Below are 2,518 nucleotides of genomic sequence, written 5' to 3' on the forward strand. Positions count from 1 at the left end.
CGGATACGAGCTTGCTCGTATCTCGTGACTGCGTGCCTTTTGAAGAATGAGCCTGCGAGTTTGCGGTGTGTTGCGAGGTTAACCCGTGTGGGGAAGCCGTAGCGAAAGCGAGTCCGAACAGGGCGATTCAGTAGCGCGCTCAAGACCCGAAGCGGAGTGATCTAGCCATGGGCAGGTTGAAGCGGCTGTAAGAGGTCGTGGAGGACCGAACCCACCAGGGTTGAAAACCTGGGGGATGACCTGTGGTTAGGGGTGAAAGGCCAATCAAACTCCGTGATAGCTGGTTCTCCCCGAAATGCATTTAGGTGCAGCGTCGTGTGTTTCTTGCCGGAGGTAGAGCACTGGATAGGCGATGGGCCCTACCGGGTTACTGACCTTAGCCAAACTCCGAATGCCGGTAAGTGAGAGCGCGGCAGTGAGACTGTGGGGGATAAGCTCCATGGTCGAGAGGGAAACAGCCCAGAGCATCGACTAAGGCCCCTAAGCGTACGCTAAGTGGGAAAGGATGTGGAGTCGCAGAGACAACCAGGAGGTTGGCTTAGAAGCAGCCACCCTTGAAAGAGTGCGTAATAGCTCACTGGTCAAGTGATTCCGCGCCGACAATGTAGCGGGGCTCAAGCGTACCGCCGAAGTCGTGTCATTGCAGTACATACCCCCAACGGGGACTGTGATGGGTAGGGGAGCGTCGTGTGCCGGGTGAAGCCGCGCCGGAAGGCAGTGGTGGACGGTTCACGAGTGAGAATGCAGGCATGAGTAGCGATACACACGTGGGAAACGTGTGCGCCGATTGACTAAGGGTTCCTGGGTCAAGCTGATCTGCCCAGGGTAAGTCGGGACCTAAGGCGAGGCCGACAGGCGTAGTCGATGGACAACCGGTTGATATTCCGGTACCCGCTTTGAAACGCCCAATATCGAATCCTCTGATGCTAAGTCCGTGAAGCCGCCCTTGATCTCTTCGGAGTGAGGGGGAGTGGTGGAGCCGACGGTCCGAAGTGGTAGTAGGTAAGCGATGGGGTGACGCAGGAAGGTAGTCCAGCCCGGGCGGTGGTTGTCCCGGGGTAAGGGTGTAGGCCGTGTGATAGGCAAATCCGTCACACATGAAGGCTGAGACCTGATGCCGAGCCGATTGTGGTGAAGTGGATGATCCTATGCTGTCGAGAAAAGCCTCTAGCGAGTTTCATGGCGGCCCGTACCCTAAACCGACTCAGGTGGTCAGGTAGAGAATACCGAGGCGTTCGGGTGAACTATGGTTAAGGAACTCGGCAAAATGCCCCCGTAACTTCGGGAGAAGGGGGGCCATTTCTGGTGATCCGATTTACTCGGTGAGCTGGGGGTGGCCGCAGAGACCAGCGAGAAGCGACTGTTTACTAAAAACACAGGTCCGTGCGAAGCCGTAAGGCGATGTATACGGACTGACGCCTGCCCGGTGCTGGAACGTTAAGGGGACCGGTTAGCCAGGATTCGTTCTGGCGAAGCTGAGAACTTAAGCGCCAGTAAACGGCGGTGGTAACTATAACCATCCTAAGGTAGCGAAATTCCTTGTCGGGTAAGTTCCGACCTGCACGAATGGCGTAACGACTTCTCGACTGTCTCAACCATAGGCCCGGTGAAATTGCACTACGAGTAAAGATGCTCGTTTCGCGCAGCAGGACGGAAAGACCCCGGGACCTTTACTACAGTTTGATATTGGTGTTCGGTTCGGCTTGTGTAGGATAGGTGGGAGACTGTGAAGCGGGCACGCCAGTGTTCGTGGAGTCGCTGTTGAAATACCACTCTGGTCGTGCTGGATGTCTAACCTGGGTCCGTGATCCGGATCAGGGACAGTGTCTGATGGGTAGTTTAACTGGGGCGGTTGCCTCCTAAAGAGTAACGGAGGCGCCCAAAGGTTCCCTCAGCCTGGTTGGCAATCAGGTGTTGAGTGTAAGTGCACAAGGGAGCTTGACTGTGAGACCGACGGGTCGAGCAGGGACGAAAGTCGGGACTAGTGATCCGGCGGTGGCTTGTGGAAGCGCCGTCGCTCAACGGATAAAAGGTACCCCGGGGATAACAGGCTGATCTTCCCCAAGAGTCCATATCGACGGGATGGTTTGGCACCTCGATGTCGGCTCGTCGCATCCTGGGGCTGGAGTCGGTCCCAAGGGTTGGGCTGTTCGCCCATTAAAGCGGTACGCGAGCTGGGTTTAGAACGTCGTGAGACAGTTCGGTCCCTATCCGCTGCGCGCGCAGGAGTCTTGAGAAGGGCTGTCCCTAGTACGAGAGGACCGGGACGGACGAACCTCTGGTGTGCCAGTTGTCCTGCCAAGGGCATGGCTGGTTGGCTACGTTCGGGAGGGATAACCGCTGAAAGCATCTAAGCGGGAAGCCTGCTTCGAGATGAGGACTCCCACCCACTTGATGGGGTAAGGCTCCCAGTAGACGACTGGGTTGATAGGCCAGATATGGAAGCCGGGTGACCGGTGGAGTTGACTGGTACTAATAGGCCGAGGGCTTGTCCTCAGTTGCTCGCGTCCACTGTGTT

1 rRNA gene (only partly in view) is annotated in these 2,518 nt (G+C 56.9%); it reads left to right on the plus strand.

The features are described from left to right. A 23S ribosomal RNA gene (locus tag SYYSPA8_RS37050) occupies positions 1-2,496 on the plus strand (it extends 628 nt beyond the left edge of the window). Positions 2,497-2,518: the final 22 nt, after the last annotated feature.

Source organism: Streptomyces yaizuensis, assembly GCF_034961445.1.
In the GTDB taxonomy this organism is placed as follows: domain Bacteria; phylum Actinomycetota; class Actinomycetes; order Streptomycetales; family Streptomycetaceae; genus Streptomyces; species Streptomyces yaizuensis.